The sequence below is a fragment of the Streptomyces sp. NPDC059696 genome, assembly GCF_042733745.1.
Classification (GTDB): Bacteria; Actinomycetota; Actinomycetes; order Streptomycetales; family Streptomycetaceae; genus Streptomyces.
This window is the reverse complement of the sequence record NZ_JBHWFG010000056.1, coordinates 1-26,265: the sequence shown is the minus strand read 5'-3', so window position 1 is coordinate 26,265 and position 26,265 is coordinate 1. Positions and strand designations below refer to the sequence as shown.

Annotated in this window: 28 protein-coding genes; 17 read left to right on the top strand and 11 right to left on the bottom strand. The window is 71.9% G+C overall.

Annotation, left to right across the window (positions count from 1 at the left end):
* Positions 1-333: 333 nt before the first annotated feature.
* The 3 genes from ACFV20_RS35285 to ACFV20_RS35275 all read left to right on the top strand — a co-directional run bounded on the left by ACFV20_RS35285 (position 334) and on the right by ACFV20_RS35275 (position 2,002).
* Positions 334-744, top strand: a complete 411-nt coding sequence (locus ACFV20_RS35285; protein WP_385664867.1) for a DUF5959 family protein — start codon at positions 334-336, stop codon at positions 742-744.
* 72 nt (positions 745-816) lie between these two features.
* Positions 817-1,500 carry a hypothetical protein gene (locus ACFV20_RS35280; RefSeq protein ID WP_385664865.1) on the top strand — a complete coding sequence of 228 codons (684 nt, stop codon included), beginning with the start codon at positions 817-819 and terminating at the stop codon, positions 1,498-1,500.
* A 67-nt stretch (positions 1,501-1,567) separates the two neighbouring features.
* Entirely contained in the window at positions 1,568-2,002 is a 435-nt protein-coding gene (locus tag ACFV20_RS35275; protein ID WP_385664870.1) for a MarR family winged helix-turn-helix transcriptional regulator, read from the top strand.
* Here the strand turns inward: ACFV20_RS35275 and ACFV20_RS35270 are convergent.
* Positions 1,991-3,271: an MFS transporter gene (locus ACFV20_RS35270; protein ID WP_385664862.1), complete on the bottom strand. Its 1,281-nt coding sequence runs from the start codon at positions 3,269-3,271 to the stop codon at positions 1,991-1,993. The genes ACFV20_RS35275 and ACFV20_RS35270 overlap by 12 nt on opposite strands.
* Positions 3,272-3,351: 80 nt before the next feature.
* Here ACFV20_RS35270 and ACFV20_RS35265 point away from each other — a divergent pair, with 80 nt between their 5' ends.
* The 3 genes from ACFV20_RS35265 to ACFV20_RS35255 all read left to right on the top strand — a co-directional run bounded on the left by ACFV20_RS35265 (position 3,352) and on the right by ACFV20_RS35255 (position 5,821).
* Positions 3,352-4,344, top strand: coding sequence for an ArsR/SmtB family transcription factor (locus ACFV20_RS35265; protein WP_385664859.1), 993 nt, complete (start codon positions 3,352-3,354; stop codon positions 4,342-4,344).
* A 9-nt stretch (positions 4,345-4,353) separates the two neighbouring features.
* A complete protein-coding gene (locus ACFV20_RS35260) occupies positions 4,354-4,857 on the top strand; it encodes a glutathione peroxidase (RefSeq protein ID WP_385664857.1) in 504 nt (167 codons plus the stop codon).
* A gap of 76 nt (positions 4,858-4,933) precedes the next feature.
* On the top strand, positions 4,934-5,821 hold the full coding sequence (locus tag ACFV20_RS35255) for a MerR family transcriptional regulator (RefSeq protein ID WP_385664854.1): 888 nt from the start codon (positions 4,934-4,936) through the stop codon (positions 5,819-5,821).
* Between the two features lie 107 nt (positions 5,822-5,928).
* On the opposite strand, the gene ACFV20_RS35250 is transcribed toward ACFV20_RS35255, so the two are convergent.
* From ACFV20_RS35250 to ACFV20_RS35240, 3 genes are all read right to left on the bottom strand, one after another.
* Entirely contained in the window at positions 5,929-6,120 is a 192-nt protein-coding gene (locus tag ACFV20_RS35250; RefSeq protein ID WP_385664851.1) for a DUF397 domain-containing protein, read from the bottom strand.
* A 196-nt stretch (positions 6,121-6,316) separates the two neighbouring features.
* A complete protein-coding gene (locus ACFV20_RS35245; protein WP_053672886.1) occupies positions 6,317-7,174 on the bottom strand; it encodes a helix-turn-helix transcriptional regulator in 858 nt (285 codons plus the stop codon).
* 252 nt (positions 7,175-7,426) lie between these two features.
* Positions 7,427-8,182, bottom strand: a complete 756-nt coding sequence (locus ACFV20_RS35240; RefSeq protein WP_385664847.1) for a GPP34 family phosphoprotein — start codon at positions 8,180-8,182, stop codon at positions 7,427-7,429.
* 235 nt (positions 8,183-8,417) lie between these two features.
* Between ACFV20_RS35240 and ACFV20_RS35235 the strand changes: the two genes are divergently transcribed.
* Positions 8,418-11,267: a D-alanyl-D-alanine carboxypeptidase gene (locus ACFV20_RS35235; protein WP_385664845.1), complete on the top strand. Its 2,850-nt coding sequence runs from the start codon at positions 8,418-8,420 to the stop codon at positions 11,265-11,267.
* 160 nt (positions 11,268-11,427) lie between these two features.
* Positions 11,428-13,338 (top strand): MFS transporter, encoded by a 1,911-nt coding sequence (locus ACFV20_RS35230; RefSeq protein ID WP_385664842.1) that lies wholly within the window; start codon positions 11,428-11,430, stop codon positions 13,336-13,338.
* Between the two features lie 3 nt (positions 13,339-13,341).
* Here the strand turns inward: ACFV20_RS35230 and ACFV20_RS35225 are convergent, their stop codons facing one another.
* Positions 13,342-14,181, bottom strand: a complete 840-nt coding sequence (locus tag ACFV20_RS35225) for a hypothetical protein (protein ID WP_385664839.1) — start codon at positions 14,179-14,181, stop codon at positions 13,342-13,344.
* A gap of 85 nt (positions 14,182-14,266) precedes the next feature.
* On the opposite strand from ACFV20_RS35225, the gene ACFV20_RS35220 reads away from it, so the two are divergent.
* The 4 genes from ACFV20_RS35220 to ACFV20_RS35205 all read left to right on the top strand — a co-directional run bounded on the left by ACFV20_RS35220 (position 14,267) and on the right by ACFV20_RS35205 (position 18,320).
* On the top strand, positions 14,267-15,052 hold the full coding sequence (locus tag ACFV20_RS35220; protein ID WP_385664836.1) for an SDR family oxidoreductase: 786 nt from the start codon (positions 14,267-14,269) through the stop codon (positions 15,050-15,052).
* A 126-nt stretch (positions 15,053-15,178) separates the two neighbouring features.
* Positions 15,179-16,750, top strand: coding sequence for a sodium:solute symporter family protein (locus tag ACFV20_RS35215; protein ID WP_385664833.1), 1,572 nt, complete (start codon positions 15,179-15,181; stop codon positions 16,748-16,750).
* 256 nt (positions 16,751-17,006) lie between these two features.
* Positions 17,007-17,873 (top strand): TNT domain-containing protein, encoded by an 867-nt coding sequence (locus ACFV20_RS35210; protein ID WP_385664830.1) that lies wholly within the window; start codon positions 17,007-17,009, stop codon positions 17,871-17,873.
* A 51-nt stretch (positions 17,874-17,924) separates the two neighbouring features.
* The gene (locus tag ACFV20_RS35205; protein ID WP_385664827.1) at positions 17,925-18,320 is read left to right on the top strand and encodes a hypothetical protein; all 396 of its coding nucleotides are present in this window, start codon (positions 17,925-17,927) and stop codon (positions 18,318-18,320) included.
* On the opposite strand, the gene ACFV20_RS35200 is transcribed toward ACFV20_RS35205, so the two are convergent.
* Together ACFV20_RS35200 and ACFV20_RS35195 are read right to left on the bottom strand one after the other, a co-directional pair.
* Positions 18,305-19,420 carry an ADP-ribosylglycohydrolase family protein gene (locus ACFV20_RS35200; protein ID WP_385664824.1) on the bottom strand — a complete coding sequence of 372 codons (1,116 nt, stop codon included), beginning with the start codon at positions 19,418-19,420 and terminating at the stop codon, positions 18,305-18,307. The genes ACFV20_RS35205 and ACFV20_RS35200 overlap by 16 nt on opposite strands.
* Before the next feature lie 86 nt (positions 19,421-19,506).
* Positions 19,507-19,926, bottom strand: a complete 420-nt coding sequence (locus tag ACFV20_RS35195; RefSeq protein ID WP_385664821.1) for an ATP-binding protein — start codon at positions 19,924-19,926, stop codon at positions 19,507-19,509.
* A gap of 113 nt (positions 19,927-20,039) precedes the next feature.
* On the opposite strand from ACFV20_RS35195, the gene ACFV20_RS35190 reads away from it, so the two are divergent.
* Genes ACFV20_RS35190 through ACFV20_RS35180 form a run of 3 tightly spaced genes read left to right on the top strand, consistent with a single transcriptional unit; the run spans position 20,040 to position 21,601 of the window.
* Positions 20,040-20,852 carry a helix-turn-helix transcriptional regulator gene (locus tag ACFV20_RS35190; protein WP_385664818.1) on the top strand — a complete coding sequence of 271 codons (813 nt, stop codon included), beginning with the start codon at positions 20,040-20,042 and terminating at the stop codon, positions 20,850-20,852.
* Positions 20,849-21,034 carry a DUF397 domain-containing protein gene (locus ACFV20_RS35185; RefSeq protein WP_385664816.1) on the top strand — a complete coding sequence of 62 codons (186 nt, stop codon included), beginning with the start codon at positions 20,849-20,851 and terminating at the stop codon, positions 21,032-21,034. The genes ACFV20_RS35190 and ACFV20_RS35185 overlap by 4 nt, the downstream gene beginning before the upstream one ends.
* Positions 21,035-21,091: 57 nt before the next feature.
* Positions 21,092-21,601, top strand: coding sequence for a DUF2165 domain-containing protein (locus ACFV20_RS35180; protein ID WP_385664813.1), 510 nt, complete (start codon positions 21,092-21,094; stop codon positions 21,599-21,601).
* On the opposite strand, the gene ACFV20_RS35175 is transcribed toward ACFV20_RS35180, so the two are convergent.
* Both ACFV20_RS35175 and ACFV20_RS35170 read right to left on the bottom strand, forming a co-directional pair.
* Positions 21,583-22,149 (bottom strand): GNAT family N-acetyltransferase, encoded by a 567-nt coding sequence (locus ACFV20_RS35175; RefSeq protein ID WP_385664810.1) that lies wholly within the window; start codon positions 22,147-22,149, stop codon positions 21,583-21,585. The genes ACFV20_RS35180 and ACFV20_RS35175 overlap by 19 nt on opposite strands.
* Positions 22,146-22,766: a TetR/AcrR family transcriptional regulator gene (locus tag ACFV20_RS35170; RefSeq protein WP_385664807.1), complete on the bottom strand. Its 621-nt coding sequence runs from the start codon at positions 22,764-22,766 to the stop codon at positions 22,146-22,148. Before ACFV20_RS35170 ends, ACFV20_RS35175 begins: the two co-directional genes overlap by 4 nt.
* Before the next feature lie 115 nt (positions 22,767-22,881).
* Here ACFV20_RS35170 and ACFV20_RS35165 point away from each other — a divergent pair, with 115 nt between their 5' ends.
* Entirely contained in the window at positions 22,882-23,793 is a 912-nt protein-coding gene (locus ACFV20_RS35165; RefSeq protein ID WP_385664804.1) for an alpha/beta fold hydrolase, read from the top strand.
* An 87-nt stretch (positions 23,794-23,880) separates the two neighbouring features.
* Here the strand turns inward: ACFV20_RS35165 and ACFV20_RS35160 are convergent, their stop codons facing one another.
* The gene (locus tag ACFV20_RS35160) at positions 23,881-24,441 is read right to left on the bottom strand and encodes a hypothetical protein (RefSeq protein WP_385664801.1); all 561 of its coding nucleotides are present in this window, start codon (positions 24,439-24,441) and stop codon (positions 23,881-23,883) included.
* A gap of 102 nt (positions 24,442-24,543) precedes the next feature.
* A complete protein-coding gene (locus ACFV20_RS35155) occupies positions 24,544-25,542 on the bottom strand; it encodes a glycosyltransferase family 2 protein (protein WP_385664798.1) in 999 nt (332 codons plus the stop codon).
* Between the two features lie 138 nt (positions 25,543-25,680).
* On the opposite strand from ACFV20_RS35155, the gene ACFV20_RS35150 reads away from it, so the two are divergent.
* Entirely contained in the window at positions 25,681-26,178 is a 498-nt protein-coding gene (locus ACFV20_RS35150; protein WP_385664795.1) for a GtrA family protein, read from the top strand.
* Positions 26,179-26,265 lie beyond the last annotated feature (87 nt).

Genomic DNA, 26,265 nt, shown 5'->3' with positions numbered 1-26,265 from the left:
CGTGCGTCGGAAGGTGCGGCGCCGTGAGGGCTCGTCGCGCAGTTCCCCGCGCCCCTGACCGGGGCGGTCCGTGCGTCGGAAGGTGCGGCGCCGTGAGGCCCCGTCGCGCAGTTCCCCGCGCCCCTGACCGGGGCGGTCCGTGCGTCGGAAGGTGCGGCGCCGTGAGGGCTCGTCGCGCAGTTCCCCGCGCCCCTGACCGGGGCCGTTCCGTGCGGCGCCGTCGTCGCGTGGTTTTCCGCGACCCTGACGGGGGCGGCCCGGCTTCTCCTTCTCCTTGTTGGGGGGTGTCGGCTATTAGTGTTCGGCTGCATGTGTGCGTCGGGAGGGGCAGTCGTGGGTGAGGAAGCGGTCGATCTGATTCGCCTGGAGGGCGAGGGCGGCAGCGTCGTTCTGCGGATTGTGGGGCGGGAGGGGGGCGGTGTTCTGGTCGGGGAGTTCCTCGTCGAGACGCCTTTCGTGCGGGGCGGCCTCAAGACCTGGATCTCTCCCGAGGACCTGCGGCAGTGGCAGCAGGCCCTGGACTCGCTCGACGCGGGGCGGGACATCGCCTGGCGCGAGGGGCAGCGCGCTCCGTGGCTGTTCGTCGACCTCGACGAGGACGACGACCGGTGCCAGGTCACGATCAAGGACCACTCGGCGTCCCTGACGACCGTCACGGTCACCGTCCCCCTGGTCGACGCCTGGTTCGACGACGCCTACCGACGCCTCGACCTGGTCTGGGAGACCTGGCCCGCGGAGGTCTGAGCCCGTCCCCGGCCATCACCCGTCCGGGCCCGTCATCCCCGTCCTCCCCCTCCCCCACGCGATAATCAGGGCATGTCCACCCCGTCCCCCGTCCCCGAGCCCGTCGGTCGGCTGCTCGGGGAGTTGCCGGCCGTGGGGGCGGGCTACTCGCTCCTGCTCGCCGGGAGCTACGCCGCGCTGGCTCACGGACTGGTGGAGCGGGCCGGGCGGGAGGTGGACGTGGCCACCGGGCATCCGGCGGCGATGGAGACCGTCGCGGACGCCGTGCGGACCGGGCTGGTCGGACGCGGCTGGCTCGTGCAGACCCTGGAGGCCGGGCCGCTGTCCGCCCAGTTCCTCGTGACCGACGCGCCGAGCGGCACCGCGTGCGAGCTCGCTCTCCGCAAGGAGGTGCTGTGGCGTCCGCCCGTGGAGACGGAGCTCGGGCCGGCGCTCGCCCTGGACGATCTGGTCGGCACCCGGGTGCGGGACCTGGCCGACCGGGGCCTCGCCCGCGACCTGGTCGACGTGCACGCCGCCGCGGCCCGCTGGAGCCACCCCGAACTCGAGGAGCTGGGCCGCCGCCACGCCCCCGACACCTTCGACCTCACCGACCTCCAGGCCCGGCTCACCGGCACGGACTGGCTCGACGACCGGGCGTTCACCGTCCACGGTCTCGACGCCACCGCCGTCCCCGGGCTGCGCCGCTGGGCCCAGGAGTGGGCCGACGACATCGCCGAACGCCTCATCGAGGGCGAGGCCCCGGACGAGGAGTGAGCACACCCCGGCACGGCGACTGACCGGTCGGTACCCTGACCCGATGGGGAACGGGGCAGCCGGGCAGATGGGGGTCGTCGCCGCGCTGGTGCGCACGGCGTTCCTCGTCGACGGTGTGTACGCGGACGTCGGCCGGGCGTACGGACTGACGCCGCAGCAGGGGCAGTTGCTGTGCGTGTTGCTGCCGCAGCCGTGCGGGATGGGCGAGTTGGGCGAGACGCTCGGGCTGGCGAAGTCGAGCCTGACCGGGCTGGTGGACCGGACGGTACGGCGTGGGCTGGTGCGGCGGGAGGCCGACCCGCGCGACGGTCGGGCCGTGCGGGTGGGGTTGACGGACGAAGGGGCCGCGCTCGCCGGGAAGTTCCACGCCGAGACCTGCCGTCGTTTGGAGGCCCTGCCGTCCGGGCTGAGCGGCACCGAGCGGGACCGGCTCGCCGTCCTGCTGTCACGGGTCGTCGTGGACAACGCCGTGCCCGAGGTGTTCGGCACCTCACCGACCTGAGCCGTTCAACACCTCACCGGCCCGACTCCCTCCCCCTTTCCCTGCCCCCTTTCCCTGCCCCCTTTCCCTGCCCCCCTTCCCTTTCCCTTTCCCTGCCCCTCCCCCTGCCCCTTCCGCCCGCTTCTCCGCCCGCTTCAGCCACAGCGTCATCCCCGCCGATCCGACGGCCATCGCCGTCATCGCCCCGGCCGGGGACGTGAGGTGGGCCATCGATCCGGCGAGCGCCGCCGCCACCCCCTGCAGCGTGAGCATCCCCGCCGAGTGCAGCCCCAGCGCGTGCCCCGTGAGGTGGTCGGGGGTGAGGGCCACCAGTCGCTCCTGCTGCACGAGGCTCGCGCCGAACCCCACGGAGGCCAGCGTGACCGCGGCCGCCGCGAGCGGAAGGGCCGGGTGCAGCAGGAACGGCACGTACGGGACGGCCAGGAGCAGCAGGAGCGGGAAGCCCAGGCGGGGGCGGAGGCGCGCCGGGAGGAGCCGGCCCACCAGGACGTCCCCGGCGAGCATGCCCAGCGCGGCGCAGGCGAAGAGGGTGCCGGCGGCGTCGGGGGCGTAGGAGACGTAGAGGGATTCGCAGCCGACGACCAGGCCGTTGGGGATCCACAGCGCCAGATAGACGTGGCGGCGGGGCGGGGAGGACCAGAGCAGTGCGTTGGCGCGCCAGGTCGCCACCGCCGAGGGGCGGCCCGTCGTACGGGGCGGGCGGCGGGTCAGACCGAGGCGGACGACGACGGCCGACGTGCCGTACAGGGCGGCCGCCGCCAGCAGGGACAGCCGGGGGGACAGCAGCGCCACGAGGGCGCCACCGGTGGCGTAGCCGGCGATCTGCATCACGCCGCTCATCATGTTGAACACCGAGCGGCCCAGCAGATAGCCGTCCTTGGAGAGGATCTCGTTGAGCAGGCCCCAGCGCACTCCCCCGCCCACGGACTCCACCAGGCCCTGGGCGAAGACGATCGCGAAGAGTGTCCAGACGGGCAGGCCGGGCAGGGCCAGGGCGGCGGTGGCCGCGGCGAAGCACAGGGGGAGGGCCGTCAGGGCCGCGCGCGGGGGCAGCCGGTCGGCGGCGGAGAGGAGGAAGGTCGCTCCCAGCACCTGCACCAGCGACGAGCCGAACATGCTCACCGCGGACAGCAGCGGTGACTCGGTCGCCCGGTACACCAGGGTGCCCAGGGCGAGTCCGCCCATCGTCCGGGCGACCGTCTGCGCCGACGCGGCCAGGAAGAACGGGCTGAACTCGGGGGTGCGGAACAGATCGCGGTAGCTGCGCATGCGCGGAGTCTTCGACGCCTCTTCCCGCATGGTTATTGTTTCGCGCACGTGCGAAACCTCGCCGGGAGGAGGGGTGGCCCATGGGCTGGTGGCAGATCAATGCCGACACGCTCGCGAGGAGCCGGTTCGTGATCTCGCCGTTCGCCGAGGCCTTCGCGAGTCTGCGGCTGCTGCACACGGCCGAGGCGGCGCATCCCGGTGAGCGGCGGTGGCTGGAGGCGCATCTGCCGGCCTACCGGCGGCGGCTGGCGGCGGATCCGGTGACCGCGCAGCTGATCAGCGCCGGGATCGGGCGGGAGTGGACGGCGGACTTCCTCTCCCCGGCCCCGCGGGACGGGGAGAGCTTCGAGCGGGGCGTCGCACGGGTGCGGGCGGCCGACCCGGACACGGCCCGCGCCGACCTCACCGTCTCCCTGCGCGGCCCCGTCCCGGCCCGGCTGCACCGGGGCGATCTGCCGCAGCGCGCGGCGGACCTCCTGACGTACGTCTGGACGACGTCCGTGCTGCCGTACTGGCCGCAGCGCCGGCACGTCCTCGAAGCCGATGTGGTCGCCCGGACCGCGCGGGTCAGCCGGGGCGGCTGGGCGAGTGCGCTGGACACGCTGCGGCCGGGGACGCAGTGGCTCGGGGAGAACCGGCTCCAGGTGAACGCGCACGAGTACCCGCCGCGTGAGCTGTCCGGCGCGGAGCTGGTCTTCGTGCCCATCACGACGCAGCGCATCGGGTGGGTGGCCTGGGAGGGGACGGACCGGTACGCGCTGGTCTATCCCTGCGCCGGGGCACTCGCCGATCCGGGCGGCAGAGCCGTGCCCGCGAGCCTCGGCGCGCTGCTCGGCACCGCCCGCGCCGGTGTGCTGGTCCGGCTGGGCTCGCCCCTGAGCACGAGCCAGCTGGTCGCCGTGACCGGGCAGGGGCTCGGGTCGGTGGGGCGGCATCTGCGGGTGCTGCTGGACGCCGGTCTCGTGGAGCGGCGGAGGGCGGGACGGTCGGTGCTGTACTCGCGGACGGCGGCGGGGCAGGTGCTGGTGGAGGCCGCCGAGGCCCGCAGCCGGCCCGGCACCCGGCGGAGCTAGGGTCTGCTCATGACGACTACCAACGGTTCCTCTCCCCTCGACGTCGAGATCGGTGCGCTCCAGGGCGGCCCGGCCGACCTGTCCCAGTACGCGGGCCAGGTGGTGCTCGTGGTGAACGTCGCCTCCAAGTGCGGCCTGACCCCGCAGTACACGGGCCTGGAGAAGCTGCACGAGCAGTACGCGGCGCGCGGCTTCACCGTCCTCGGCGTGCCCTGCAACCAGTTCCTGGGCCAGGAGCCCGGCAGCGCCGACGAGATCGCGGAGTTCTGCTCGGCGACCTACGGCGTGACGTTCCCGATGACCGAGAAGGTCGAGGTGAACGGCGAGGGCCGGCACCCGCTGTACGACCGCCTGACGGGCTTCGCGGACGCCGAGGGGCACAGCGGGGACATCCGCTGGAACTTCGAGAAGTTCCTCATCGGCCGGGACGGCCAGGTCGTGGCCCGTTTCTCGCCGCAGACCGAGCCGGACGCGGCGGAGGTCGTGGCGGCGATCGAGGCCCAGCTGGCCTGAGCCGCTCCGACGGGGCGTTGACCTTGCCCCTGGGGCAGGCCCCAGTGTCCTCCTCGTCGGGCGGAAGAGCCGCCCGATGACGGAGGATGCCGTGGTGGACGGACCGGAACGGAACCTGGAGCTGCTCACCATCGGGGCGTTCGCCGCGCGTGCCCGCCTGTCCCCGAAGGCCCTGCGGTTGTACGACCGGCTGGGCCTGCTGGCGCCGGCGCACGTCGACGGGGCGACCGGCTACCGCTACTACCGCGCCGGTCAGGTCGAACGGGCCCGGCTGGTGGCGATGCTGCGGCAGCTGGACATGCCGCTCGCCCGCATCGCCGAGGTCGTCGAGGCCGACGACGGGTCGGCGGCGGCCGAGCTGCTCGGCGCGTACTGGGCGGACGTCGAGGCGCGCATGGCGGGGCAGCGGACGCTCGCCGAGTACCTCCGTGGACGACTGTCGGGGAGGAGCTCCGAGATGTACGGGAAGTTCACGGTCGGGACGGTGGAGGTGCCCGCCCAGGTGGTGATCTCCGAGAAGCGGCACACGCTGGCGGACGAGCTGCCGGCGTGGATCGGGGCGGCGCTGGACCGGCTGCTGGAGGGGGCGGCCCGGGAGTGCGGGGGCGTGGCCGGGGTGCCGTACGTCGCCTATCACGCGGAAGTGTCGATGGAGAGCGACGGCCCGGCGGAGGCGTGCGTGCCGGTGGCCGACGAGGAGGCGGCCCGGGCCTGGGCCGAGCGGCACGGCAGGGCGTGGGAGACGGCGGTACGGGTGGAGCCGGCCCGGCGGCTGGCGTATACCAGGATCACCAAGGCGCAGGTGGCGCACCCTCAGATCCTGGCCGCGTTCGAGGCGGTGGAGGAGTGGATGGCGGCGCGGGGGCTGACGGCGACCGGGCCCTGCCGGGAGCTGTACTTCGCCGACTGGGAGGCCGCGGGGCCCGGGGATCCGGTGTGTGACGTGGCGTTCCCGGTGGGCTGACCTGCCGCGCGGGGAGGCGCGGGCACAAGCGGAGCCCTCTCGGCTAGGACGGCGATGCTGGTCGAGAGGGCTCGGTCGGTGGTGCTTGTGGTGCTGTCGCTCGCGGGTCAGGCCTTGACCGAGGCCACGAAGGCGCTCCACGCGTCGGCGGGAAACGCGAGCTTGGGGCCCTCGGGGACCTTGGTGTCCCCGAGCTCCAGGGCCTCGGCGACGGTCGACCTGACCATCACGCACGCGCCGTTGTTGTTGGTGTAGGAGGAGGTCGTCCACGTCTGCGTGGCGCCCAGACGAATTGCCATGTTCGCTCCGTTGCGAGTTGCGTTTACGCCAACCCGTGCTGGTGGTTGGCGTGATCGACGCTACTCGCCACCCTCATCGTACGGAGCAGTCATTCACTCGACCGGATGGCATATTCCAGGGGAGACTTCCAGTCGGGCGTGTCAGGGGGTAGCATCCCGCGCTTCGCCCGACGGAAGGTCATCCTCCGGCGTCGGCTCAGCGCGCGTACTCCTTCGCCACCCGCTCGATGAGCTGCCGGGACTGGTCCACGTTCAGCGACTGGGCGCGCAGGTGCTCGTACATCACCGTGTACTTCTGCACGTCCAGCGGCTTCTCCAGGTACAGGTCGCTGGTGACGCCCTCGATGTACACGACGCTGGAGTCGGCCGCGTCGGCGAACTCCAGGATCGAGTACTGGCCGTTGATGCCGGCGTGCGCGCCGACCTCGAACGGCAGCACCTGCACGGTGATGTGCGGCAGCTGCGACATCTCGATGAGGTGCTCCAGCTGCTCGCGCATCACCGGCCGGCTGCCGACGACCCGGTGCAGGGACGCCTCGTCCAGGACCACCCACAGGCGCAGCGGTTCGGTCTCGGCGGTGATCCGGCCCTGGCGGCGCAGCCGGACCTCCACGCGCTTGTCGTTGTCCGCCTCGGAGGCCTCGGGCGAGCCGCCGCGGATGATGGCCTCGGCGTACGCGCGGGTCTGCAGCAGGCCGGTGATGATCTGGGGCTCGTAGACCCGGAGCGACTCGGCGTCCGTCTCCAGGCCGATGTAGACGCTGTAGGGGATGTCCCCGAAGGCGTGCCACCAGCCCTGCTGGCGGGAGTCCTTGGCCATCTGCATCAGCGAGTCGACGATGCGCTGGTCCTCCACCTCGTAGACCCCGCACAGGTCGCGGACGTCGCGCTGGCTGATGCTGCGCCGGCCGTTCTCCAGCCGGCTGATCTTCGACTGCGACACCAGCAGCCGCTCGGCCACCTCTTCGGCCGTCATGCCCTTGAGCTCGCGGAGCCTGCGGAGCTCCTGGCCCAGCCGGCGCCGCCTGACGGTGGGATTGACATTGGACGCCACGGGACGTGCACCTCCGGCTGCGTGCCTCTACTTTGCGTATCTGCTGTTGAGCAGACTGCCACCAAGGTGCTTACTACCGCTGGGAAACGGTGGATATGCGACGGGTACACGCCAGTTCGGACACGGGGCACGCCGAGCGGGGCGGAGAGAGTGTGCACTCTCTCCGCCCCGCTCGGACAGCGGCTCCCGTGACCGGGTTCGTGGGTCCCGTGGTGCGTGTGCCGGTCGTGGGTCGTGCGGGCGCGGCGCGGCTCAGTGGGCCACGGCACGCGCCATGGATCCGTGGCGCGGTTGCATCGGAACGCCTCGGGCGGGCTCCGTTGCGGGCCTGGCTCCGCCGGTGGCCTGACGGCCGGACGGTGCCGGGCTGCGGCGCGGCTGGGCCGCGACGCCGTTCTGGACGTCCATCACCGCGTGCGCGACGAGACCGCCCATGGGGTCGTGCCTGATCAGGTCCCTGAGCCGGGAGCGAGAGGAGCGTCCCTCGTTGCCCGGGTACAGGTGCTTGCCGAGGCCGACCGCGTGCGCGAGGGCGGCGAGTGCCGCGGTCCGCGGGTCCGGCGGGACGCCGGTGCGGATCGCGGAGTCCAGCCGGGCCCTGATCTCCCGGCTGATCTCGGTGTCCGTCGCCTGGTAGCGAGTCGTCGGCAGCACTCCGCACATCTGGCCGGCCACGGCATGCACCATGCCGCACCGCTCCAGATGCGAGAGGTAGGTCTGGCGCAGCCCGAGACGCGGCCCGCCGATCCAGTGGACGGCACGTACGGGAGCGCCACGCCTTCGCAGCAACTCCAACGCGCAGTCCAGTGTCGGATCTCCAGTCGGCCGTGGTGCCACCACGGCGATACGATCCCCGTCTGGGGCTATCCGTCCGGCCAGCGCCAGCTCTACTAGCTGTGCTCCGGCCAGACCCAGGTCGAGCGACTGCGGCTGTGCAGTGGTACCCGTGGCCGGGTCCAACGCCAGCAGCAGAAGCTCCTCCGGAAGTGTTCTGCGGCTCCTGCCCATCCATGCCTCCCCGCGTGGATGAAAGACAGGGTGACCCCTCTCACATTGGTCTGTCGAGGGTGCGTGACCGGTTCGTAGTGGAACCAGTAGGTATGTCGTTCTCGTCTACCGGATGGGTTTGGCCCGCACACAGGACACTGGTACATGGTTCGGACAGCGCCGGGGCGGTGTCACGGGCGGCGGTTCACGGTTCGGTACGCGCACGCGGGGCGTGCGGCGCGAGGAGGAGGCATCGGTGGCGGGCGAGTCCCCCGACAGGTCGAAGCAGCGCGAGTCGTCGGCACGAAGGACGTCGGGGAGCGCGAGTCCGGTTCCGGAGGCCAGGAGCGAAGCCGCCGACCCGCGGCTCGCGGTGGCCCGGGACGCGGAGAAGTCCGCTGCGCGGGGCGGTGCCGATACGGCGACGCGCGTGCTGTCCACGCGGACGGCGGAGGACCCCAAGAACGCCGAACGGCCGGAGGCCGAGGCCGACTCGGACGCGAAGCGCACCAGGGACGCCGAGAGCACCGAGAGCACCGAGAGTGACTCGGGGGCCGAGGACGCGGCGGCCGGTGCGGGATCCGGCAAGGGATCCGGCAAGGGGTCCGACACCGAGGGCAGTGACGGACGGCTGCGGGACGCCGTGGCCGCGTGGGTCGCGTCGGCGGACGGTGAGCGGGAGGCTGCCGCCGACGCCGGCGACGAGGCTCCTGAGGCCGGGAAGGCCGAGAAGGCCGACAAGGGCGCCCGGGGCGGGCAGGACGGGACCGAGGGCTCGGAACCGGACGCGGACGACGAGGACGGGCGGGAAGCCGCGGAGACGGCCTCCGAAGGCCCCCAGGGCTCCGCGGGCTCCGAGACGGACCCGGCCGCCGATACCGACGACGCCGAGGCGGACCGTTCCGTCACCGCGGACGGCGGTGACGGCGAGGACGCCGAGGACGCCGAAGCGAAGCGGGCCGAGCAGGCCGACGACGCCGAGACGGCGCCCGAGGCAGCCGACACCAAGGCCGACACCAAGGCCGACTCCGACTCCGACGACAACGCTGCCGCCGACTCCGACGACAACGCTGCCGAGCCAGCCGACGACAAGCGCCGCGCCCCTGCGGACCCGCGTGTCTCCGCCGTCACCGAGGCCGCGCCCAAGGCCACCGGGACCGGGACCACCGGCACCGGGACCGAGGCCGGCGCGAAGACCGACGCCGCCGAGGACGACACCCCGGCCGACAGCACCGCCGAGGACAAGCCCGGCACGGACACAGCCGCCACGGACACAGCCACCAAGGACAAGCCCGGCCCAGACAAGCCCGCCACGGACAAGTCCGGGACGGACAAGGCCTCGAAGGCCGGCGCGGCCGGTGGGGTTGGCGGGGGTGGCGGGGACCGGGCGGACGACGGTCCCGCCGAGCCTCCCGTCGATCAGCCCACCGCCGTCTTCAAGGCGCTGCGGCCCCCGGTCGACCAGCCCACCACCATGCTGAAGCTCGGGGGCGGGGCCAAGGACCTCCCGAAGTCGGACCTTCCGAAGCCGGACGCGCAGAAGGCGGCAACTGGGAAGACGGACGCCCCGGCCACGGGCACCCCGAACACAGCCGCTCCGAAGAAGGACGGCCCGAAGGACAGCCAGAAGGACGCCCAGAAGGACAGCCCGAAGGACGGGGCGAAGGACGCTCCCAAGGACGAGCGGGACGCCGAGCGGACCAGTAAGTTCGTCGCGCTCAAGCACCTGGACGACCCGGCGACCAGGAAGCCGCCCGCCCCGGCGGAGGCCACCGCGCCCGTCCCCGCCGTCGGACCCGAGCGGACCACCCAGCAACCGCTGCCGCCCAAGCCGCCGCTGGACCTGCTGGCCGAGCTGACGAACACCCCGCCGCCCCCGGAGACCCCCCTCCGCACCGCGGCCCGGCGGGTGAAGATCTGGACGCCGCTGGTACTGCTGCTGGTGGTCGTCTTCGCGGTCGTGCAGAGTGTGCGCCCGCTCCCCTCGCCCACCCTGGAACTCACCGCCGAGGACAGCTACACCTTCGAGGGCGGCAAGGTCGACATCCCCTGGCCCGCCGACGGCCAGGCCGCGCTCGACGTCCAGGGCATCGGCACGTTCGGGTCCTCCGGCGAGCAGAAGCCCGTCCCGATCGCCAGTGTCGCCAAGGTCATGACCGCCTACCTCATCCTGCGCGAGCACCCGCTCAAGAGCGGCGAGAAGGGCCCGAAGATCGACATCGACCAGGCCGCCCAGGACCAGTCCGACGCCGGCCAGGAGTCCACCGTCGACGTCACCAAGGGCGACAGCATCACCGAGCGGGAGGCCCTGGAGAGCATCCTGATCGCGTCCGCGAACAACATCGCGCGGCTGCTCGCCCGCTGGGACGCGGGGTCCGAGAAGGCGTTCGTGCAGAAGATGAACGACGCCGCCGAGGACCTCGGTATGAAGAACACGACGTACACCGACCCGTCGGGCCTGAACAACACGACCGTCTCCACGGCCGTGGACCAGGTGAAGCTCGCCAAGGCCGCCATGCAGCAGCCCGCGTTCCGTGAGGTCGCGGCGATGATGTCGTACGTCGACTACAAGGGCACCAAGCACGACAACTGGAACCGCCTGGTCGGCTCCAACAACGTCACCGGCATCAAGACCGGCACCACCACCTCGGCGCTCGGCAACCTCGTCTTCGCGGCCAAGAAGGACGTCGACGGGGAGACCCACCGGATCATCGGCGCGGTCGTGCGCCAGCCCGCCGGCGGTCCGGACAACACGATCCTGGGCGCCGCGCTGTACGAGGGCGACAAGCTGATCCGGGCCGCGCAGGGCGCGCTGGAGTCGGCGACGATCCTGAAGAAGGGCGACGTCGTCGGGTACGCCGACGACGGTCTGGGCGGGCGCACGCCGGTCGCCGTCACCGAGGACGTCACGGCCGTCGGCTGGGCGGGCCTGTCGGTCAAGCTGACGTTCGCCGGGGGTGATCTGCCGCACACGGCCGAGGCCGGTACGAAGGTGGGCACGCTGACCGTCGGTGACGGAACCACGAGCGCCGTGAAGGTCCCGGTCGCCCTCCAGAAGGACCTGGTGGAGCCGGGCTTCGGGGCCAAGCTCACGCGCATCGGCTGACCCGGGGTACGACCCGCACCACCGCACCCCGCCGGTAACGGCCCGTCCGGGCGCCGCCCGGCGGGGTGCGTGCTAGCGTCCCGAATCGGGACATGCCGCCGCTCGCGCCGGCGCGGCGGCGAGGCGAGAACAGAAGACGGGACACGGGGAGTGCCTTCGAGTGGCCACTGCGGAGCCGACACGCGCAGACGACGCCGAACCGGGCTCGGTATCAGGCCCGCGAATACGCCTGCCCGAAGCACCGGAAGACAGCTCGTCGACCACCACGGGGCGTAACGCCACCACGCGGGACGCCGGCCCGGCCGAAGGCAGTGGCTCCGGGGCGCGCGAGGCCGGGTTCGAGTGGCCCGCCCCCGTGCTGGCGCTGCGTGAGCGCATGCTGCGGCACCCGGTGCTGTCCGTCACGGGGCTCGCCGCGGCGCTGCACGTCCTCTGGTTCTTCACGTTCGCGAACAGCGGCGGGGACCTGGCCGCGCAGGACGCGTGGGCCGAGTTCGTCGGCCGGCATCCGGACTCGGCGTACAACCTCGCCTGGTACGGCGGGATGCACCCGGTGTCGTACAGCGTGGTGTCGCCGTATCTGATGTCGGTGCTCGGCGTGCGCACCACGATGATGATCGCGGGGACGGTCTCGGCCGGTCTGCTGACCCTGCTCCTGCTGCGCAGCCGCTCGGTCCGCAACCCGCTGTGGGCGTCGCTGGCGGGCGTGTTCGGGCTGTTCTGCAACGCGGTGTCGGGGCGGGTGACGTTCGGTCTCGGCATGATGTTCGCGCTCGGCGCGGTCGCCGTCGTGTTCTGCTGGCCCTACCGGTGGCGGTACAAGCGCTGGGCGAAGGCGCTGAGCGCGGCGCCGCTGGCCGCGCTGGCCACCATGGCCTCGCCGGTCGCGGGCCTGTTCGTGGGTCTGGTGGCGGTGGCGCTGTTCCTGCAGAAGCGGCGGCCGGGCGCCTGGGCGCTGGGTCTCGCGCCGAGCGCGGTCGTCGCGGTGTCGGCGTGGCTGTTCCCGTTCTCGGGCACGCAGCCGATGGTGTTCGGCTCGGTGCTGCTGCCGCTCGCGTTCTCCGTCCTGGCGTACGTGCTGGTGCCGCAGGAGTGGAAGACCGTCCGGCTGACGGCCGCGGTGTACGGGCTCGGGGTCGTGCTGGTGTGGCTGATCAGCTCCCAGATCGGGTCGAACATCACGCGGCTGGCGATGCTGTTCGCCGGGGTCGCGCTGGTCGCCGCGCTGCCGTTCACGGTGCCGCGCAGCCGCAGGTGGTACGCGGCCGTGGTGGCGCTGTGCGGTTTCGGGGTGTGGATCGGGTTCAAGACGGTCGACGACATCGTGCACACGGCCCCGGCGGCGTCCTGGTCGCGTGAGCTGGCGCCGCTCGTCAACGAACTGCAGGAGGTCGGCGCCGAGAAGGGCCGCGTCGAGGTCGTCCCCGCCCGCTCCCACCGCGAGGCCTCCGCGCTCGCGCCGTACGTGAACCTGGCCCGCGGCTGGAACCGTCAGGCCGACATGGAGCGCAACCCCCTCTTCTACGACGACACGCTCAACTCGGCGAACTACCGCGAGTGGCTGAAGCGCTGGGCGGTGCACTACGTCGTGCTGCCGAAGGGCGAGCCGGACGGGGACGGGGGCCAGCGGGAGCGGGCACTGGTGCGGCGCGGGCTGCCGTACCTGACCCAGATCTGGGGCAACGACACCTGGCAGCTGTTCCGGGTGACCGCTCCCACCCCGCTGGCCGAGCCGAACGCGGTGGTCGACCGGGCCGAGCAGGGCGAAATGGTGATCCAGGTGAGGAAGGCGGGCCGGATCCTGGTGCGCATCCCGTACTCGCCGTGGCTCAGCATCGTCGACGCGGAGGGCAAGAGCCTGGAGCCGCCGCGGGAGACCGAGGAGTCCAGGAACCGTCCCGACGACGAGCCGAAGACGTACGTGAACGTCAACGGCTGTCTGGCGGAGACGGAGGAGGACGCGCTGGGCGACAAGTGGACGGAGCTGCTGGCCCCGAAGGCCGGGACGTACCGGCTGGCGGCGCCGTACCAGCTCCCGCGGGGGACACCGTGCCCGGAGGAGCTGCGCTGAGCCTCAGCGCAGCAGGTCCACGTACGTGTCCGTGCCGGGCACCGTCGGGATGAACGGGGCCACCAGTTCCACCCTGCCCAGGCCCGACTCGGTCACGGCCCGGTCGAGGCCGGTGAAGAAGGGGTCCCAGCATTCCCTCGGGTCGGTCTGGAGGAACCACAGGAGCGTCAGGCGGGTGTCGACGCCCTCGACCTGTTTCACGTAGGTCATGCGGTCGCCGGGCAGGGGTGTCGGGCGGAAGACCGTCACCAGTGCGGCCGGGGAGCCGGCCAGGCGCCGGGGGAGGTGGCGGGTGCGCAGCCACTCCAGGAGCGGGGCGCGCTGCCCGGGCTCGTCCGCCTCGACGACCTGGAGGACCAGGCCCGCGTAGGGGTGGTCGAGGGCGTGGACGTCCCGGGGGCCGGCGGCGCCGTCGCGGTAGACCGTCGCCTCGTGGTCCTGGAACGCGGTCAGGACGTGCGTGCGGTCGTGGTAGACGCGGGCGTCGCGGTTGAGGCGCTTGTTGACGGCGACGGTCCAGCGCATGTGGTCGTCGTAGCGGCCGTCGGTGATCCAGTACGTGGAGAGGTAGCAGCCGGCGGTGACCGGCTGGGCGATCGCCGACTTCTCGGGGTAGCGCAGGAGTTGCAGGTCCCGGGTCGCCACCCAGCGGCGGCCCGCGTACATCCAGGGCATGGCCATCGCGCCGGCGTAGTAGTGGTCGTCCTCGTACCAGCGGTTGTAGGCGTACTCGTGGCCGGGGTGGGGTTCGACCATGGTGATGAGGGCGTGTCCGGGGTGGGTGCCGTAGGGGCCGACGGCGGCCAGTTCGGCGTACAGCTCGCTGCGGGTGTCCTCGCTCATGCCCTTCCCCTTCGTCGGTGACTCACCCATACTCTGACGCTCCGTCAGATAGAGCGCCAGGGGTCCGGTCCGGGGAGGTCCTGCCATGTCACTGCTCGCGGGGAAGACGGTCGTCGTGTCGGGGGTCGGGGCCGGGCTCGGCCGGCAGGTCGCGGCGGTGGTCGTACGGGACGGCGGGCGGGCCGTGCTCGGCGCCCGCACGGAGGCGAGCCTGGCGAAGACGGCCGCCGAGATCGACCCCGGCGGGGCGTCCACCGCGTACCGCTCCACGGACATCCGTGACGAGGCGCAGTGCGAGGCGCTGGCCCGGACGGCGCGGGAGCGGTTCGGCGGGATCGACGCCGTCGTCCATGTGGCCGCGCTGGACGGCCACTTCGGCGGTCTCGAGGACGCCGACTTCGAGTCCTGGCGGTCGGTCCTCGACGTGAACCTGCTGGGCACGCTGCGGATGACCCGGGCGTGTCTGCCGTCGCTCAAGGAGGCCGGTGGATCCGTGGTGTTCATCGGCACGCAGTCGGCGGTGGCGGCCCCCTCGCAGGTGCGGCAGGCGGCGTACGCGGCGTCGAAGGGGGCGCTGACGAGTGCGATGTACTCGCTGGCCCGGGAGCTCGGGCCGCACCGGATCCGGGTGAACACGGTGCTGCCCGGCTGGATGTGGGGGCCGCCGGTGCGGGCGTACGTGCGGTTCGCGGCCCAGTCGGAGGGCGTGCCCGAGGAGACCGTCCTGGAGCGGCTGACCGGGCGGATGGCGCTGCCCGAGCTGGCCACGGACGCGGACGTGGCCGACGCGGCGGTGTTCCTGGCGTCGGACCGGGCCCGGTCGATCACCGGACAGTCGTTGCTGGTCAACGCCGGGGAGCTGATGCAGTGAGTTCATATAGGTGAACCAAGGCCATCACGCCGAACATTTTTACCTCCCTTTGACCTCACCGTCACTTGTCGTGTTCACGCGGCAGCGCCCACGATGAGCGCCGGGCTGATCCCTGGGAGGGCGCACATGAACGGTCTCGACTGGGCCGTGCTCATCGGCTACTTCGCCGTGATGGTCGCGATCGGCGTCTGGTCGCACAAGCGCGTCGACGACGTCAGCGACTTCTTCACCGCCGGGGGCAAGATGCCCTGGTGGCTGTCCGGCATCTCGCACCACATGTCGGGCTACAGCGCGGTGATGTTCACCGGGTACGCGGGCATCGCCTACACCTACGGCGTCACGTCCTTCGTCACCTGGTCCTTCCCCATCGCCCTCGGCATCGCCATCGGGTCGAAGCTGTTCGCGCCGCGCATCAACCGGCTGCGCTCCCGGCTCCACGTGGCCTCCCCGCTGGAGTACCTGAAGAACCGCTACGACCTGAAGACGCAGCAGGCGCTGGCCTGGTCGGGCATGCTGCTGAAGATCGTGGACGTCGGCGCCAAGTGGGCGGCCATCGCCACCCTGCTGTCCGTCTTCACCGGCATCTCCCTCAACCAGGGCATCCTCATCACCGGCGGGATCACGGCGGTCTACTGCACGATCGGCGGCCTGTGGGCGGACGCTCTGACCGAACTGGGCCAGTTCGTCATCCAGTTACTGGCCGGCGTCGCCATGTTCGTGGCGGTCGTCCTGCGCCTCGACGACCACGGCGGCTTCTTCGGCGTCTGGGACGCGCCGGAACTCCAGGGCCATGAGAAACCGCTGGTCGGCCCGTACGGCACGGTGTTCCTGCTCGCGTTCCTCTTCATCAAGCTCTTCGAGTACAACGGCGGCATGCTCAACCAGGCCCAGCGCTACATGGCCACGCCGAACGCGCGCGAGGCCGAGCGCTCCGCCCGCCTGTCGGCGATCCTCTGGCTGGTCTGGCCGCTGGTGCTGTTCTTCCCCATGTGGATGTCGCCGCTGCTGGTCCAGTCGCAGAAGCCGGACGGCTCGGACTCCTACGCCCTGATGACCGAACAGCTGCTGCCACACGGCCTGTTGGGCCTGGTCATCGTCGGCTTCTTCTCGCACACCATGGCCATGTGCTCCTCCGACGCCAACGCCATCGCGGCCGTCTTCACGCGCGACTGCGCGCCGGTGATCTGGGCCCGGGCCCGGGCCTGGAACCAGAGCCAGGGCCTGCGGGTCGCCCGGATCGCCACGGTCGTCTTCCTCGGTCTGTCCATGGCGGCGGCGACCCAGGTCGACTCCCCCGCGTTCAAGGACATCATCACGGTGGTCATCAAGTGGGTGGCCGGCCTGATGGGCCCGATGGCGATCCCCATGATGCTGGGCCTGCTGCGCGCGTTCCGCCGCTCCGGCCCCACGGCGGCCCTGGTCAGCTGGTCGATGGGCCTGCTCGCGTTCTGGCTGGTGAACTACCCGGTCAACTGGAACGTCGAGGGCGGCGTGCCGCTCCAGTACCAGGTCTCGATCCCACTGGCCGTGTCGCTGGTGCTGTACGTCCTCGTCGGATTCATCAGGCCCGAGGACACCCCGGAGCGGCTGGCGATCATCGAGCGGATCAACACCGACGGGGACGGGGCCGCCTCGGTCGCGGCTCCGGCACCGGCGGCGAGCACCGGGGACACGGTGGGGACGCGCGCGCCGGACTGAGCCCGCCCCGCCGGGTACGGGCGGCGGCGGACGGCGCCCCTCCCTTGCCGGGCGCCGCCACCGCTCGTACCCCCCTGCTCGTCCTCCGCGTGACACCCTGCCGGGCTGCGTCCGCACTCGTTCGGACGCAGCCCGGCAGGTCTGCGCGAACTCGCCGGATCCCTTGGCTTTAGTGATCTCGCCGCCCCGTCCGCACCGATGCCGCTGCCCGGCGCTCGGGCGGCTCGCGCCGGGAGCATTCCACCGAGGAGGTTCAGTGAGCACGTCTAGACGTTGTGCCGGCATCGCGGCAGCGGCAGGTCTGGCCGGTTCTCTCGTCCTGGGCGCTTCCGTCCCGTCAGCGGCGGCCGGGGACGAGGACGGGACGGCGGCCCGCGAGCGGGTCCGGGCAGGCGCGGAGACCCTGTCGCCCGCGGGGTCGTACACCCGCCCGGGGCACGACCGGGACGGGGCGAACACGCCGCCCGTGTGCAGAGGGCTCGTGCCGTACCCCATCCCCCCGGCCTACCGCCCGTACTACTTCTGCGGTGACTGGCGGCTCGGCCCCAGGCACCTGCCGCGGCACGGCCTGCTGGGGAACACCCTGCGCGGCTACGACCGGCTCGGCGGTCTCACCGCCGTGCGGTTCCTGGACAAGTGGTGGGACCCCGCCCTCGATTCGGGCCAGGGCGACTGGAAGTACCCGCCGGACGACGGCTTCGCGCACAACGCCCAGGGCGCGGTGATCGCCGCGCCGCTGGTGCTGCGGGCGGGCCAGAACATGATGCTCGACCGTTTCGGCAACGAGGCGGGACGGTTCCTCGCCGCGGCGGGCACGAAGTACGGGCAGCGATCGATCCCGCCGTCCGGCCTCAACACCAGCGATCCCCGCTATCCGTTCAACTATCACCTGTACCGGCTGGCCAAGGACGTCACCGTGTGCGCGGGCCCGGCCGCCCCGGCGTTCGAGCAGCCGGGCGGGGCGCCCCAGTACGTCACCTCGAGCAGCTTCTGCCCGGCGATCCCCCGCACCACCGTCGGTGACCTGGTGAACAACGGGACCCTGGTGCGCGTGCAGGTCCCCGTGAAGGACGAACACGCCGGCAAGGTCGCACGGAAGGGCCCGAAGGCCCACGCCCGGTGACGCCACGACGCGGGACCGGGCTCCTCTCGGCCTCGGTGGCAGACTGACTCCATGGACCGGTTCGAGTTGTGCCGGGAGCTTCGGGAGGCCGGGGTGCCGGAGGGGTCCTACGAGATCCCCGGCTGCCCCGGGGGCCCCGGCGGCCCGCACCCGGCCGAGCGCTGGTTCCTCGAGGAGCGCGCCGGTCTGTGGCTGGTGGGCGTCCATGAACGCGGCGTACGAGAGGTCTTCGAGCGGTTCACCGACGAGGACCGGGCCTGCCGGTGGCTCCACGACCGTCTGACCGCCCAGGGACCGCCCCCGGTCCCGGCCACGGCGCAGGAGACGGAGATGCTCCTGCGGGACAGCGACGGCATCCAGCGCCGGGCCCGGGAGGAACTCGAACGGGCCCTGGCCGAGTCCGGTCGCCGCAAGGGTGAGCGGCGTCCCGGTCAGGCGCGGGGGTAACGGGCGAGCCAACCCGGCGACGACCCGCCGGGCCCGTGCAGGGCGGGGCCCTGGGTCATCTCCATCGCGAAGTCGTCGGCCAGTTCCAGCATCGTGGGTCGGCCCTCCAGCTCGGCCAGCCAGGCCGGGGGGAGGGCCGTCTCGCCGTGCAGGGCGCCCAGCAGGCCACCGGTCAGCGCGGCGGTGGCGGCGGACGGGCCGTCCTGGTTCACCGCGAGGCACAGTCCGTGCCGGACGTCGGCCGCGACCAGCGCGCAGTACACGGCGGCCGCCACGAGCCCCTCGGCCGTACCCGCTCCGCTCAGCTCGGTCACCCGCTCCGGGCCGGGCATCCCCTGCCGCACCGAGCCCAACGCGTGCTGCAGCGCGTCCGACACCGGCTGGTGCCCCGGCCGGGCCGCCAGCAGCGCGAGGGTCCGCTGCACGGCGGCGTCCAGGCTCTCGCCCAGCGCCAGCGCGTGCACGAGCACGGCGTACGCGCCCGCCGCGAGGGACGCCGTGGGATGGCCGTGGGTCTGCGCGGCGCACTCGACGGCGAGCTGGGCGACCAGCTGTGGCTCCCAGCCCACGAGCAGGCCGAAGGGGGCGGACCGGGCCGCGGGCTCGGGCCCGGCCTCGCCGGGGTTCTTGGGCGCCTCGGGCGTCCCCATGGTCGCGTCGCCGAGCCCCAGCAGCAGGGCGCGGCTCGGGTCCCGCCGCGCGTACAGCCACTCCTCCCGCGCCAGCCAGCCGTCCTCCTTGCGGCGCTCGTCGGGCCCCCAGTCGCGCTGGGTCGCGGCCCAGCGCAGATACGCCCGGTGCAGGTCGGTGGGCGGGTGCCAGGCGCCGGTGTCCCGTCTGACCTGGGCCCGGATCAGCCCGTCGACGGAGAACAGGGTGAGCTGCGTGAGGTGCGTGACGGCGCCGCGTCTGCCGTAGGCGGGGGCCAGGTCCACCAAGCCCTCCGCCCCGTGCGCCTCCCGGATCCCCTGCAGGGTCAGCCCGTCGACCGGCGCCCCGAGGGCGTCCCCCACGGCCACGCCGAGCAGCGTCCCGCGCACCCGGCTGCGGAAGTCCTGCTGCTCCGTACGGCCCCAGACGGCGCCGGCAGTCGCACCCACCTCGACCTCCCTGGGACCGTCCACACGTACGACGCCCAGCACTGTAATCGAACGGGACCGGTCGGCCCGCCTTCGAGGACCGGCCCCTACGGCACCAGCTCCGCCCACACCGTCTTCGCCCCGGCCGGCGCCTCTCCCACCCCCCAGCGATCCGCGTACGCCTCGACGATGCGCAAGCCCCTGCCGCCCTCCGCGTCACCCTCCCCCGGGTCCGGGACGCGCGGGAGCCGGTCGCCCCGGGCGTCGGTGACCTCGACACGCAGCGTGCGGTCGGCGCCCAGCGTCAGCCGCAGCCGGAAGTCCCTGCCCGGGACGCGTCCGTGCCGTACGGCGTTGGACGCCAGCTCCGCGACCACCTGCGCGGCGGCCTCGTGCCGCTCGCCCCACTCGTCGAGCTGGCGTTCGGCCAGCAGGCGGGCCAGTCGAGCACCCCTTCGAGTGCTCGACAGCTGCACGGCGAAATGCCGGGTGGGGAGGGCGGTTCGCGTGGGGGATTTCTGACTCATGTCACCCAGCGTGCTCGACCGTCCCTACCCTGAACAGCGACGACCTCGGTACGGAGCGTGACTGTCCGGACGCGCCGCGGGGTCGTACGGCTCGTACGTCAGGAGGGGAACGCGTGGAGGACGAGGAAGCGGCGGCCGTGCTGCGGACGGTCGGGCGGCAGATCAAGATGTGGCGCGAGGCCGCCGGACTCAAGCAGACGGAGCTGGGCTCCGCCATCGGATACGGCGAGGAGATGGTCTCGTCCGTCGAGCGGGCCCGGCGCATCCCCAAGCCGGACTTCCTCGACAAGGCGGACGAGGTGCTCGGCGCCGACGGCAAGCTCTCGGCGATGAAGGAGGACGTGGAGAGGGCTCGGTATCCGAAGACGGTGCGGGACCTGACCAAGCTGGAGGACCAGGCGGTCGAGCTCGGGGCGTACGCGGCCCTGCACATCCACGGGCTGTTGCAGACACCCGAGTACGCGCAGGCGCTGTACGCCATGCGGCGGCCGGCGTACAGCGAGGACGAGATCGAGCGCCATGTGGCAGCGCGCATGGCACGGAAGGCCGTCTTCGACCGGGTGCCCCATCCCCTCATCACCTTTGTCCAGGAAGAGATGACGCTGCGGCGGCCGCTCGGGGGCAGAATGGTGCTGCGCCGCCAGCTCGAACACCTGTTGGAGGTAGCCGAGTTGAGGCACGTCGAGATCCAGGTGATGCCCACGCGCAGGGAGGACCACGCAGCCGTGATGGGCTCGTTCCGGCTGCTGAAGCTCCAGGACCGCACGGCGGTCGGACACACCGAAAGCCAGCTGTACGACCGGGTGATCAGTGATCCGAAGGAGGTCCAGATCCTCGATATGCGCTATGGCATGATCCGGGCGCAGGCCCTCTCGCCGCGCGAGTCGCTGACCTTCATCGAAAAAGTGCTGGGAGAAGAGACATGACGCCCACCCCACTCACCTGGATCAAGAGCAGCTACAGCGGCAACGACGGGCCCGACTGCGTCGAGGTCGCCATATCCTCGCCCTCCGTCCACATCCGCGACTCCAAGAACAAGGACGGCGCCCGGCTGGCCGTCACCGCCGAAGTCTGGTCGGAATTCCTGGAGTTCACGGCCGGGCGCTGAAGCGTCCCACTGCCGCGGGGGTACAACGCAGGGCCGTGCGCGGGGAGAATGATCGTCATGACCACCCCCACTTCACGCGGCACGCTGTCGCTCGCCGCCACCCTGCTCACCGCGACCATCGCCCTCTACATGGCCCTCGTCGCCTTCGGGAACATCACCGACTTCGGGACCAACCAGCAGTTCGTCCGTCATGTGCTGGCCATGGACACCACGTTCAAGGACGAGGACCTGATGTGGCGGGCCGTCACGAGCCGGGGGCTCCAGGACGCCGCCTACGTCGGGATCATCGTCTGGGAGACCCTCGCCGCGCTGGTCCTCATATACGGCAGCTGGCTGTGGATCCGCCGCGACGACCTGCGGGCCCGGCAGGTGTCCGGCTACGGGCTGCTGATGGTCATGCTGCTGTTCGGGGCCGGGTTCATCGCGATCGGCGGCGAGTGGTTCTCGATGTGGCAGTCGGAGAACTGGAACGGACTGGACGCGGCGACGCGGATCTTCCTGTTCTCCGGGGTCGTGCTGATCGTCAACCAGCTGTCGGCCCCGCGGGCTCAGCCGCCCGCTTCGTGAGCGCTGCCGCTACCGGGATTCAGTGCCGTGTAGATCCAGTCGAAGCCGTCGTATCCCTCGGTGTCGAGATGCTGTGCCCGGCTCAGCCCGGCGCGCAGCGCCACGCGTTGAGAAGCCACGTTGGCCGGTCGAATTCGGGCGATCAGCGGGAGGTCGGGCAGGTGACGGGATGCCCAGGTGGCGACCGCGCTTGCGGCTTCACCGGCGAGGCCTTGGCCCCAGGCTGAGGTGGCGAAACGGTAGAAGAGGTTCAGGACCGGAGCTCCGTGCAGTTCCATGGGTTTGATTCCGCAGAATCCGAGCTGCTGCGCGGAGCTGTGGTGCCGGACGACCCAGTACCCGTATCCGTGCCGCTGCCATTGGTCGTCCCAACGCCGGTAGAGCTCCTCTGCTTCCGCACGCCGGGCGAGCGCGTCGGACGGGTTGTGGGTACAGGTCTCAGGATCTCGGTGGACCGCGAAGATCGTGTCGACATCGGCTGGGGTCGGGCGTCTCAGCACCAGCCGGGCGGTCTTCAGCTCCACGGCATGCGAGCTGCGGTCCTTCATGCCGAGACCGCGTCACCGGTTCGGAAGATTCGGTTCAGGTGGTGTCCCAGGACTGCCGTGGCGGACTCGGGACTGCGCTGGCCGACGAGGACGCCGGTACCGAGTCCCGCGGACATGGCAAGCAGGCCGGCTGCCTCCAGCCGTGCGTCCACACCGGGTTCGAGCAGTGCCGCTTCCTGCGCCTGCCAAAGGAGTTCGGTCAGGGCATCCTCGGCGGCATCAGGGTTCTTGATGAAGGGCTGGGCTGCAAGCGCCGGGTCGTTCACGGCCAGTACCGCGTACGACGTGTAGAGGTGATGGAAGGTGCGGCTCTCGTCGTCGGTCGGCAGCGCCGCCATCAGCAGCGCCTCGATCATCGCACGCGGCCCTGGGGTGTCCCCGGCGGCCTGTACCCGGGCGGAGACCCGCTCCCCGAATCTCTCCGCCAGCAGCTCGAGCCCGAAGAGCAGAAGTTTTTCCTTGGTCTGGAAGTAGTACTGCACCAGCCGCAGCGATACGCCCGCCTCCGCTGCCACATCGCGCATCCCGACGGCGTGCAGCCCGCGTCGGCCGGCGACCCGGACGAGGGCCTCGGCGATCTCGGTGCGCCGTTCTGCGTGGTCCACGCGCTTGGGCATCGGCCGGTCCTTTGCTCGTCGTTCCTGCTACGGCTCCCCTGGTCCCCTTTGATGATACAGCTGTACCAACTTCGTGGTACGTTCGTATCACAAAACCGGAACGCCGGAGGTGGCCATGCCCGAGACCGCTGCCCGACCCCAGGCCGATGTCGGCCGTTATGTGAGCGATGCCTGGCGGGAGCGCTACTTCACAGCCTGTGATGCGGTCTACGCGCTGGGGGCGTCCGCGCTCTCGGAAGAGGATGTGGAGACGTCCTTCGGCACCACGCACGTCTACCGCTACGGCCCCGCGAGCCAGGCTGACCGATCCCGCACCCCTGTCGTCCTGGTACACGGGGCGGGCTCCTGCTCCGCCATGTGGTACCCCAACACCCCTGCCTTCAGCGCGGACCGCCCGGTCTACGCGATCGACACCCCGGGCGATCCCGGCCGCAGTGTGCAGCGCGAACCCATCCATCAGCCCGAACGTGCCGCGCAGTGGCTGGAGGAGACGCTCGCCGGGCTCGGACTCGACCGCGTCCACCTCGTCGGCTCCTCCTACGGAGGCTGGCTCGCCCTGAACCAGGCGCACCGCAGGCCCGGTCGCCTCGCCTCGGTCACCCTGCTGGACCCCGGCGGCCTGGAGAAGGTGGGGCTGCGCTTCTTCGTCTGGATCTTCGCCAGCCTCTTCGCGACCTTCGCACCCAAGGCGCTCCGCCCGCGACTTGCGGCCTGGCTCGAACAGCCCGTCCTCGTCGTGCCGGAACTGCGCGCGATGATCCGAACGGCGGTACGCGCCTACCGCATACGCCGCCCGGCGCCGCTTCCCCTGTCCGAGGAGGAGCTGTCCACCATCCGGACTCCGCTCTATCTGGTGCTCGGCAGGCGAAGCCTCCTCGTGCACCCGCAGCGGCAGGCGGAGCGTGTGCCACGCTTGGTCCCCGGCGCCCGAGCCGAGATCATCTCCAGCACGGGCCACGGGCCGCAGATCGACCATGCGGAGGAGATCAACCGCAGGATGCTGGACTTCATGGCCTCCGTCGACTGACAACTACCCACGCCGACGGGCCGGAAGGGGCGCAGAGAGCAACCACCGAGAAGGCCCCGGATCCTCAGGTCTCAGCCCGAGGCTGCGTCACTTGACCACGGTCACGGTCGTGCCGACCGTGCCGAACGCCCACAGGGCCGTGCCGTCCGCCTTCTTCATCCGGACCCCGCCGGTCTTCCCACCGGAGGCGGCGGGCGGCGGGGAGGACCCGTCGACCGCGTTGGAGAAGGCGACGGATACGCCGTCCTGTGCGGCGAAGTACAGGATGTGCTCGATCTGGACGCCGTCGGAGCCGGTCGTGGCCGCGGTGCGCGACGACACCGTGTAGGTGCCCGGGTCGGGGCTGACCGTGCCCGGCCAGACGGTGAACGTCCGACGGGTCGCCTCGCTCGCGTCCACCAGCCAGACGCGCTTCTCACCGAGCGAGTAGACGACGCGCCGGCCGGTGCCGGAGCCGTCGGGCACCCGCGCCGGGGCCGAGGCCGTGGGAGTGGGAGCGGGCTGCGCCGAGGCCGTGCTGCTCGGCTTGGCCGAGGTGGCGGTGGGATGCGGGCCCTGGTCCGCCCGCACGCCCAGGACCGTCACCGCGGCTATCGCTCCCACGGTCAGCCCGGTCACCCAGGCCCACGAAGGAAGTCGGGCAGGCACCGGCACGCATCTCCTCAGTCACGGGACCCCGCAGCGAAGGCGGGGTTCCGATCATCGTACTGCGCACCCGCCGGCCCACTGCCCCTGTGCCCCTCCGCTCCCTCAGGGGCCCCCGGCGGTCTTGCGGACCGGCACCGGGCCCGTGCCCGCGCCGCGGGCCGTGTAGCGCGGGGTGCGCAGGGGGGCCGGGTAGGAGAGGTGCACCAGGCGGGTCTGCTCCTGGCGCATGTGCATGAGTGATTCGAGGATGTAGCCCACGAGCAGGACCAGGGCCGCGATGGTCATGATCGCGGCGGCGAGGATCGCCGTGGGCACCCGGGGCACGGTGCCGGTCTCGACGAAGTCGGCGATGACGGGGATGCCGAGGACGAGCGAGACCAGGGCGAGGACGCCCGCGAGGACGGTGTGCACCAGCGAGGGGCGCTCGCGCCGGGCCAGGTCGAGGATGACCCGCAGGATGCGCCAGCCGTCGCGGTAGGTGCGCAGCTTGCTCTCGCCGCCGGCGGGCCGGACCCGGTAGTCGGTGAGGACCTCCGCGGTGGGCAGCCGCAGGTGCAGCGCGTGGATCGTCATCTCGGTCTCGGTCTCGAACTCGCGGGCCAGCGCCGGGAAGGACTTCACGAAGCGTCGCGAGAAGACCCGGTAGCCGCTGAGCATGTCCGTGACGTCGTTGCCGAACAGGGCCCGTACGGCCCCGGTGAGCAGCTTGTTGCCGACCGCGTGCCCGGCCCGGTAGGCCCCGTCGTCGGTCACCCGGCGGGCGCCGACGACCTGGTCGTAGGGGCCTTCGAAGAGCAGGTCCACCAGGTCCCGGGCGCGCAGGGCGTCGTAGGTGTCGTCGCCGTCGATGATGAGCAGCGCGTCGGCGTCGACGTCGGCGAAGGCGCGGCGGATGACGTTGCCCTTGCCCTTGCGGGTCTCCTGCCGGACGATCGCGCCGGCCGCCCGGGCGACCTCCACGGTCCGGTCGGTGGAGGCGTTGTCGTACACGTAGACGACGGCCTCGGGCAGGGCCGTGCGCAGGTCGCGGACGACCTTGCCGACGGCCGCCTCCTCGTTGTGGCACGGCACGACACACGCGATCGTCGGTTCCACGACCACTCCTCACTCGACCGGTTCCGCACACCGCCGGCACCTCGTAGGTCGGCACCTCACACAACAGCACCTCATATAGTCGGACATCATGCGATATGAGCGCGCCTGACCGGATGGGGCACGCGGGGTCGCTACGCTCGCCGTGTGCCGGTCCTCGAGTCTGTGACGCTGCGTGCGCGTGACGCCCTCAAGGGCATCTGGCGCGAGGCCGCCAAGTTCGGTGTCGTCGGGGTCCTGGCCTTCGTGGTCGACAACGGCGGGTACAACCTGCTCGTCTTCGGCCTGCCCGGCGGTGCGGCGGGCGGGGTGATGCGGACCGCTCCCGTGCAGGCCTCCGTCGTCGCGACGGCCGTCGCCGCGCTGTTCAGCTGGGTCGGGAACCGCTACTGGACCTACCGCGGCCGGCACCGCGAGAAGGTGACCGAGGAGCTGGTGCTGTTCCTCGTCGCGAACGGGGTCGGGCTCGCCATCACCGCGGGCACGGTCTTCGCCTCCCGGGAGCTGCTCGGGCTGGACTCGCCGCTCAGCGACAACACCGCCCGCATCACCGGCTGGGTCCTCGCGACCCTGTTCCGCTTCTGGGCCTACCGGCGCTACGTCTTCGTGGCGCCCCCGCCCGCCGGGGGGGGACCAACCGGTTAAAAAACGCAAAATGGGCAAAAAGGGAGGTGGGGGGGGGTGCGGGCGGAATAGGCCAGGGCGCGGGGCCCCGCGGCCGCCGCCGGCGGG

Excerpts from the sequence above, each read along its gene's own strand:
- ACFV20_RS35255 (WP_385664854.1), top strand. The coding sequence starts at position 4,934 with ATGACGGAGGATGCCGTGGTGGACGGACCGGAACGGAACCTGGAGCTG.
- ACFV20_RS35215 (WP_385664833.1), top strand. The coding sequence starts at position 15,179 with ATGAACGGTCTCGACTGGGCCGTGCTCATCGGCTACTTCGCCGTGATG.
- ACFV20_RS35180 (WP_385664813.1), top strand. The coding sequence starts at position 21,092 with ATGACCACCCCCACTTCACGCGGCACGCTGTCGCTCGCCGCCACCCTG.
- ACFV20_RS35265 (WP_385664859.1), top strand. The coding sequence starts at position 3,352 with ATGGGCTGGTGGCAGATCAATGCCGACACGCTCGCGAGGAGCCGGTTC.
- ACFV20_RS35175 (WP_385664810.1), bottom strand. The coding sequence starts at position 22,149 with ATGAAGGACCGCAGCTCGCATGCCGTGGAGCTGAAGACCGCCCGGCTG.
- ACFV20_RS35270 (WP_385664862.1), bottom strand. The coding sequence starts at position 3,271 with ATGCGCAGCTACCGCGATCTGTTCCGCACCCCCGAGTTCAGCCCGTTC.
- ACFV20_RS35225 (WP_385664839.1), bottom strand. The coding sequence starts at position 14,181 with ATGAGCGAGGACACCCGCAGCGAGCTGTACGCCGAACTGGCCGCCGTC.
- ACFV20_RS35260 (WP_385664857.1), top strand. The coding sequence starts at position 4,354 with ATGACGACTACCAACGGTTCCTCTCCCCTCGACGTCGAGATCGGTGCG.
- ACFV20_RS35195 (WP_385664821.1), bottom strand. The coding sequence starts at position 19,926 with ATGAGTCAGAAATCCCCCACGCGAACCGCCCTCCCCACCCGGCATTTC.
- ACFV20_RS35220 (WP_385664836.1), top strand. The coding sequence starts at position 14,267 with ATGTCACTGCTCGCGGGGAAGACGGTCGTCGTGTCGGGGGTCGGGGCC.
- ACFV20_RS35280 (WP_385664865.1), top strand. The coding sequence starts at position 817 with ATGTCCACCCCGTCCCCCGTCCCCGAGCCCGTCGGTCGGCTGCTCGGG.
- ACFV20_RS35165 (WP_385664804.1), top strand. The coding sequence starts at position 22,882 with ATGCCCGAGACCGCTGCCCGACCCCAGGCCGATGTCGGCCGTTATGTG.
- ACFV20_RS35275 (WP_385664870.1), top strand. The coding sequence starts at position 1,568 with ATGGGGGTCGTCGCCGCGCTGGTGCGCACGGCGTTCCTCGTCGACGGT.
- ACFV20_RS35250 (WP_385664851.1), bottom strand. The coding sequence starts at position 6,120 with ATGGCAATTCGTCTGGGCGCCACGCAGACGTGGACGACCTCCTCCTAC.
- ACFV20_RS35240 (WP_385664847.1), bottom strand. The coding sequence starts at position 8,182 with ATGGGCAGGAGCCGCAGAACACTTCCGGAGGAGCTTCTGCTGCTGGCG.
- ACFV20_RS35170 (WP_385664807.1), bottom strand. The coding sequence starts at position 22,766 with ATGCCCAAGCGCGTGGACCACGCAGAACGGCGCACCGAGATCGCCGAG.
- ACFV20_RS35205 (WP_385664827.1), top strand. The coding sequence starts at position 17,925 with ATGGACCGGTTCGAGTTGTGCCGGGAGCTTCGGGAGGCCGGGGTGCCG.
- ACFV20_RS35185 (WP_385664816.1), top strand. The coding sequence starts at position 20,849 with ATGACGCCCACCCCACTCACCTGGATCAAGAGCAGCTACAGCGGCAAC.